The sequence below is a fragment of the Cyanobium sp. N5-Cardenillas genome, from assembly GCF_024345515.1.
Lineage (GTDB): Bacteria > Cyanobacteriota > Cyanobacteriia > PCC-6307 > Cyanobiaceae > Cyanobium.
Window position 1 is genome coordinate 1 of the sequence record NZ_JAGQBG010000180.1, and the last position, 6,569, is coordinate 6,569.

5 protein-coding genes are annotated in these 6,569 nt (G+C 70.3%); 3 read left to right on the forward strand and 2 right to left on the reverse strand.

Going from position 1 to position 6,569, the window contains the following annotated elements; all coding sequences use genetic code 11:
• Positions 1 to 40 precede the first annotated feature (40 nt).
• Together KBZ04_RS13080 and KBZ04_RS13085 are read left to right on the forward strand one after the other, a co-directional pair.
• Complete coding sequence (locus KBZ04_RS13080) at positions 41 to 895, forward strand: DMT family transporter (protein WP_254992349.1); 855 nt, start codon at positions 41 to 43, stop codon at positions 893 to 895.
• Entirely contained in the window at positions 895 to 1,869 is a 975-nt protein-coding gene (locus KBZ04_RS13085) for a VOC family protein (RefSeq protein ID WP_254992345.1), read from the forward strand. The genes KBZ04_RS13080 and KBZ04_RS13085 overlap by 1 nt, the downstream gene beginning before the upstream one ends.
• On the opposite strand, the gene glgX is transcribed toward KBZ04_RS13085, so the two are convergent.
• Entirely contained in the window at positions 1,808 to 3,937 is a 2,130-nt protein-coding gene (gene glgX, locus KBZ04_RS13090; RefSeq protein ID WP_254992346.1) for a glycogen debranching protein GlgX, read from the reverse strand. The two genes, KBZ04_RS13085 and glgX, sit on opposite strands and share 62 nt — an antisense overlap.
• A gap of 135 nt (positions 3,938 to 4,072) precedes the next feature.
• On the opposite strand from glgX, the gene KBZ04_RS13095 reads away from it, so the two are divergent.
• Positions 4,073 to 4,567 (forward strand): DoxX family protein, encoded by a 495-nt coding sequence (locus KBZ04_RS13095; RefSeq protein ID WP_254992347.1) that lies wholly within the window; start codon positions 4,073 to 4,075, stop codon positions 4,565 to 4,567.
• A 33-nt stretch (positions 4,568 to 4,600) separates the two neighbouring features.
• On the opposite strand, the gene KBZ04_RS13100 is transcribed toward KBZ04_RS13095, so the two are convergent.
• The gene (locus tag KBZ04_RS13100; protein WP_254992348.1) at positions 4,601 to 6,211 is read right to left on the reverse strand and encodes an ABC transporter ATP-binding protein; all 1,611 of its coding nucleotides are present in this window, start codon (positions 6,209 to 6,211) and stop codon (positions 4,601 to 4,603) included.
• Positions 6,212 to 6,569 lie beyond the last annotated feature (358 nt).

Sequence of the window (6,569 nt, forward strand, 5' to 3'; positions counted from 1 at the left end):
GGAGCCGGACGGGAACAGCAATGGGCAGGTCAGTCCTTCGGTGGCAAAAGGTGCGGCCCTGCTGGTGGCGGCCTTCCTGGCCAACACGCTTCAGAGCGCGTTTGCGCGGGCGGTGGGCACCGCCATGGACGCCCTGATGTTCACCTGGCTGACGTTCGTTCTGGCGTTGATCCTGCTGATTCCCCTGTTGGCCGTGCGCGGCGGCCGCGACCTGCCCACGCGCGTGTTTCCCCTTCACCTTCTTCGTGGCGCCATGGGCATGGGAGGTTTTCTTCTGTTCATGTCGGCGGCCAAGTTGGTGAATCTTGTCAATGCCAACGTGCTACTGAATACAACGCCCATGTTCATTCCGTTGCTGGCCTGGCTGGTGCTCAGGCAGCGCATTCCCCCCAGTCTCTGGAAGGCCCTGGCGGTGGGATTCGCCGGGATGGTGATCGTCGTTCAGCCCAACGCCAGCCTCCTCGACAAGCCCGGTGATCTGCTCGGTCTGGCGGCTGGATTCGTCTGCGCCATTGAGTTTCTGGCGGTGAAAGCTCTTGGGAGGAGTGAGTCCGCATTGACGCAGCTTGTCTACTTTCTGACCATCGGCGGTCTGGTCTCCAGCCTGATGATGGTGGGTCAATTTCACAGCATCACGCTCGACCAGTTCCTGTGGGTGCTGGCCTCGGCCCTCTGTCTGCTCAGCTTCCAGTTTCTGCTGATCCGCGCCTACAGCTATGCCGACCCAAGCTCCATCGGGGCTTTCCAGTATTCCTCTGTGGTCTTCGCCGGCTTGATCGGCTGGATCTGGTTCGGTCAGATCCCGAACGCGGGCGTTGTGGCGGGGACCGTGCTGATCTGCATCGGTGGGGTGCTCAGCCTGGGCCGGCAGAACCCCGTGACAGCTCCTCAGTGATGACACTTCCCCACATCGACAGCTTCGGCTTCACCACGGGCGATGCCGAGGCCAGTGCCGCCTTCTTCACCACCTGCCTGGGCTTCCGGCGCCTGGGGGAGGCGGTGGTGCTCGAGGGCGGCCCCTACGCCCAGTTGGTGGGCCTGCCGGGCGCCCGCCTCAAGCTGCTGCGCCTGGGTATCGGCGCGGAGGTGCTGGAGCTCACCGAGGTGCTCGCGCTGGCCCCCGGCACCCGCCCTGGCCGGCCGGTCCCGGCCGATTCCCGCAGCAACGACCGCTGGTTCCAGCACGGCTGTCTGGTGGTGAACGACATGGCGGCGGCCCTGGCCCTGCTGCAGCCAGCCTTCGCGGCCGGGCGGATCTCGCCGATCTCCGCGGCGCCCCAGCGGCTGCCGGACTGGAACACGGATGCCGCCGGCATCGTGGCCTACAAGTTCCACGACCCGGAAGGCCATCCGCTGGAGCTGCTGCAGTTCCCGCCGGACAAGGGGGAGGCCCGCTGGCACGTTGGGGCGCCCGGGCCGCTGCTGGGCCTTGACCACAGCGCCATCGGCATCGCCGACACCGCCGCCAGCGGCCGCTTTTACCGGGAGCTCCTGGGCCTCGCGGCCGGGGGAGATGGCGTCAACAGCGGCCCGGAACAGGATGGTCTCGATGGTCTGGCGGGAACCCGGGTGCACATCACCGGCCACCGCTGCCCCAGCGGCGCCGGCGTCGAGTGCCTCGACTACCGCGAGCCCACCGGCGGCCGGCCGATGCCCGCCGACCAGGGGCCCCAGGACCTGGCCCACTGGCAGCTGCGCCTGCGGGTGGCCGATCTGGAGTCGATCGCCGAGCGGGCCGAGGCCCTCGGCGGCCGTCTGATCTCCGGCGGGATCATCGCGCTGGGGCCGCAGGCCGCGGCGATCGGGGCTAGCCGTGCCCTGCAGCTGGCGGATCCGGATGGCCATCGGATCCAGCTGCTCCAGGGCTGAGCTCCACGGTCAGCACCACGACCGAGCGGGGCTCCAGGGTGTAGGTGTCCCCCACCGGCTCCGGCGCCTGGCCCCAGGGCACCACATCCTCCGGGCTGGGCCGGGAGGTGTCGATCCAGCGCTTCCAGGTGTTGGGGCCGGCGGCGGCGGGGGGCAGGCGGAACGGCAACGGTTCCCACCAGGCGTTGACCATGGCGTGCCAGCGGAACCGTTGGCCGACGCTGGTGATCGTCACGGCGAAGGCATGGGAGCTGTCACTCCAGTCGGGCTGGTTCGGTTCAACCCCATGCCAGCTCACCTGATGGCGTTGCACCAGTTCGCCGAGGCTGAGGCTGCGGGCGTGAACCACCACATCCCGCTGCTGGCGGTACCGCACCAGCTCCCGCACGAAGCGATGCAGGTCGGCCTGGCGCTCCAGCAGCGACCAATCGAGCCAGCTGATGGCGTTGTCCTGGGCGTAGGCGTTGTTGTTGCCCTGCTGACTGCGGCCCATCTCGTCCCCCATGGCCAGCATCGGTGTGCCGGTGGCCAGCAGTAGCAGGGTCAGCAGGTTGCGGCTCTGGCGGGCGCGCAGGCGCAGGACCCCGGCGTCCTGCGTCGGTCCCTCGACGCCGCAGTTCCAGCTGGCGTTGTCGTCGCTGCCGTCCCGGTTGTTCTCGCCGTTGGCCTCGTTGTGCTTGCCGTCGTAGCTGACCAGGTCGGCCAGGGTGAAGCCGTCGTGGCAGGTGATGAAGTTGACGCTGGCCTCGGCCTCCCGTTGCTTGTGGCCGTAGATGTCGGGGCTGCCGATCAATCGCTGGCCGACGCTGGCCGCCAGGCCCCGGTCCCCCTTGATGAAGTGGCGCACGTCGTCGCGGAAGCGCCCGTTCCACTCCTGCCAGTTGTCGCCGACGAACGTGCCCACCTGGTAAAGGCCGGCGGCATCCCAGGCCTCGGCGATCAGCTTGGTGCCCGCCAGCACCGGGTCGGTGTCGATGTCCCAGAGGATCGGCGAGAGGGGCGTGGGCTGGCCGGTCTGGTCCCGGTCCAGCACCGAGGCCAGATCGAAGCGGAAGCCATCCACATGCAGATGCTGCACCCAATGGCGCAGGCTGTTGCGGATCAGGCGCCGCACCACTGGGTGGTTGGTGTTGAAGGTGTTGCCGCAGCCGGTGACATCGATGTAGGTGCCATCGCCTTGCTGCAGGTAGTAATCGCCGTCGGCCTGGCCCCGGAAGCAGAAGGCCGGCCCCTCGGCGTCCCCCTCGGCGGTGTGATTGAACACCACATCGAGGATCACCTCGATGCCGGCGCGGTGCAGTGCCTTGACCAGGTCACGGAACTCATCGATCACCGCCAGGGGATCGCTGCTGCAGGCATAGCCCGGATGGGGGGCGAAGAAGGAGACCGGCTGGTAGCCCCAGTAGTTGTGAAGGCCAGCGGGGGCCGCCAGGGGATCGAAGGCGAACACCGGCAGCAGTTCCACCGCCGTGATGCCCAGGTCCTGGAGGTAGGGGATCTTGCTGATCAGGCCCCGGTAGGTGCCGGCCTGTTCCGGCGGCACGCCGGCGCTGGGGTGGGCGGTGAAGCCGCGCACATGCAGCTCGTAGATCACCGTCTCACGGGAGGGCCGGTGCAACGGGCGATCCCCCTGCCAGTCGTAGGCGTGCGGGTCGGCCACCACGCTCTTCATGGCGCGGCCCCAGTCGCCGGCGCTGCTGCGGCCGGGGGCGCGGCCATAGCCCGGCGGCATCGCCAGGGCCAGCGCATGGGGATCGAGCAGCAGGTTGGTCGGATCGAACCGCAACCCCAGCGCCGGTTGCCAGGGGCCCTCCACCCGCCAGCCATAGAGCTGGCCAGGCCCGATCCCCTCCACCCGAACATGCCAGTAGTCGCCAGTGCGGTGCCGGGTGGGATCGAGGGCGAGGCGCCGGCTGGGCTCGGCGTCCTCGACGCGGTTGAACAGGCACAGCTCCACCGCCGTCGCCCGCCGGGCGTAGAGGCTGAAGTTGACTCCGCCCTCGCTGAGGGAGGCGCCCAGGGGGGTGGTGGCTCCCGGGGACAGCAGGGTCGCCGTGCTTGGGGTCATGGTGTCGGCGGGGGGAGGGGGCAGGGGCTCCTGCTTTGAATGATGGCCAGGGGCGGTGGTTTCGCCCCGCCGCGGCGCCGACGGCCCACCCGGCTTACGTTGAACCGGCAGGTCGTTCCGCTGCGTCGCGCCTCCATGGATCTCGAGATCGTCACGTTGCTCGTGCCCAGCAGCCCTTCCCCGGCCGCGGCGGTGGGACTGCTGGTGCTGCGGCTGTTCGTGGGGGTGGCCTTCATCCGCCACGGCTGGCCAAAGCTCCGCAACCTCAAAACGTGGTCCACGGCGATGAAGACGCCGGAATGGCTCTGCTTTCTCTCGGCGGCCTCGATGTGGGGCGCCGGGATCGCCCTTATCCCCGGGCTGCTCACCCCCCTGGCGGCCCTGGCGATTCTGGTGTCGATGGCCTACGCCATGGTGCTGGAAACTGTCTCCGGTACCCCGTTCATCGCTCCCGATCCTTACCAGATCCCCGCGGGGGACTACGCCGGACCGATGGGCGTCGGTGAACCGCCCAGCTGGGAGAAGGCTGCGATGTACGTGGTGATGTGCCTGGTGCTGATCACCTCCGGTGGCGGCCTTTTCTCCCTCGACAACCTGCTGATCGCCGACCTGCTGGGGGCGATCGCCTGACGATTCCAGCGCAGGACGGCTCGGGTTGTTGGATCAGGACAGGGCCGGCAGGCGCGGGCAGGCCTCCACCAGGGTGCGGGTGATGGCGGCCTGGGGATGGCTCAGCAGGGCGGCACCGGCGCCCTCCTCCACGACCCGGCCGCCGTCGAGCACGAGCACCCGGTGGCAGAAGCCGCCGGCCACCGAGAGGTCATGGGTGATGAACAGCAGGCCCAGGCCGAGCTGGTCCTGCAGATGCCGCAGCAGGGCCAGCACCTCGGCCTGCACCTCGGCGTCCAGCATGCTGACGCTCTCGTCGCAGAGCAGCACCTGGGGCTCCAGGATCAGGGCGCGGGCGATCGCCACCCGCTGCTGCTGACCGCCCGAGAGCTGGCGGGGCAGACGGTTTTCAAAAGATTCGGGTGGCTCCAGCCCCACCAGGGCCAGCTGCTGCCGGGCACGGCGGCGGGCCTCCGGGCGGCTGGCCAGCCCGTGGATCAGCAGGGGGTCGGCCACCGCCTCCCCCACCGTCATCTGGGGGTTGAGGCAGGCCAGGGGGTCCTGGAAGACCATCTGCAGGCGGCGCCGTGCCCGCCGCAGGGAGCGGCCCCGCAGCTGGCGCAGATCGACCCCCTGGAGCCGTACCGCACCGCCCCGCACCGGCGCCAGTCCCATCAGGGCGCGGCAGAGGCTGCTCTTGCCGCAGCCCGAGGCCCCCACCACGCCGATGGTCTCGCCCTCGTGCAGCGTCAGGCTGACCCCATCCACCGCCTTGATCCAGCGCGGTTGCCAGGGCACCGAGGGCAGGGGATGCCAGCTGCGCAGTTCCTCCACCTCCAGCAGCACCGGCGCGGCGGCGGGGGCCTCGCTGTGGCCGCCCTCCCGCCGCCGGGCGGCCCCCACCAGCCGCTGGGCCAAGGGGGAGGCGGGTGCCGTGAGCAGCTGGTGGCTGGGGGCCTCCTCCACCAGACGCCCCTGGTCGAGCACGGCGATGCGGTCGCACCAGCGGCCGGCCATGGCCAGGTCGTGGCTGATCAGCAGCAGGGCGCTGCCGGTTTCGGTGCAGAGGTCGCTCAGCTGGGCCATCACCTGCCCGGCCACGGCCACATCCAGGCTGGTGGTGGGTTCATCGGCGATCACCAGGGGCGGCTGCAGGGCCAGGGCCAGGGCGATGGCCAGGCGCTGGCGCATGCCGCCGCTGAATTCGTGGGGGAAGCTGCCGTAGCGCGCCGGGTCGATGCCCACCCGGGCCAGCAGCTCCCGGGCCCGCTCGCGGCCTCCGCCGCGGTGGGCGGCCAGGGTGTCCCGCAGGTGCTCGCCGATGGTGAGCAACGGGTTGAGCCGGGTCATCGGGTCCTGGAACACCAGGCCCACCGCTTCGCCCCGCAGCCGGCGCAGGGCGGCACGCCGGAGCTGGCGGGGGTCCTGGCCGGTCAGCAGCAGCTCCCCCTCGCAGACGCTGCCGGCGGGCAGCAGCTGCAGCACCGCCCGGGCGACGGTGCTCTTGCCGCAGCCCGAGGGGCCCACCAGGGCGAGGCGCTCGCCGGCCGACAGCGTCAGGTCGAGACCGTCGAGGGTGGGCTGCCCGCCGCCGGGGTAGCGCACCTGCAGGCCACCGATCCGCAGCACCGGCGCCGGTGGGATGGATGGGGCTCTGGGGGCCATGGACGGGGCCGGCGGCACCCAGTCTGGATGGCCGAATGCGCAAATCCCCTGGTTCGTGACGATTGCCCCATACCATGGGTGAACCCTGAAGGGTGTGATGCTGAGAGTGGCGCCGGATCCAGGTTCCTCTCCGGTGGCCTACGCCTCGGTCCCAGCTTCTGATGGGGAAGGGACACAGGAGGCCGTGGCGCCCCCCCCGCAACCCGCCCAGGTGGCAGCCGCCTCAGAGGCCCTTGAAGTCTCCGGGCGGACCTATGACGTCCCCCTGCCGGCCGGGCTGCGCCAGAGCCTCCAGCACCAGCAGCCGGCCGGCCAGGAGGCGCGCCCCGTCGATCCGGAGGCCCTGGTGGCCACGGCC

Bases quoted from the DNA above. Each gene is read 5' to 3' on its own strand.
- KBZ04_RS13085 (WP_254992345.1), top strand. From the start codon at position 895: ATGACACTTCCCCACATCGACAGCTTCGGCTTCACCACGGGCGATGCC.
- glgX (WP_254992346.1), bottom strand. From the start codon at position 3,937: ATGACCCCAAGCACGGCGACCCTGCTGTCCCCGGGAGCCACCACCCCC.
- KBZ04_RS13095 (WP_254992347.1), top strand. From the start codon at position 4,073: ATGGATCTCGAGATCGTCACGTTGCTCGTGCCCAGCAGCCCTTCCCCG.
- KBZ04_RS13100 (WP_254992348.1), bottom strand. From the start codon at position 6,211: ATGGCCCCCAGAGCCCCATCCATCCCACCGGCGCCGGTGCTGCGGATC.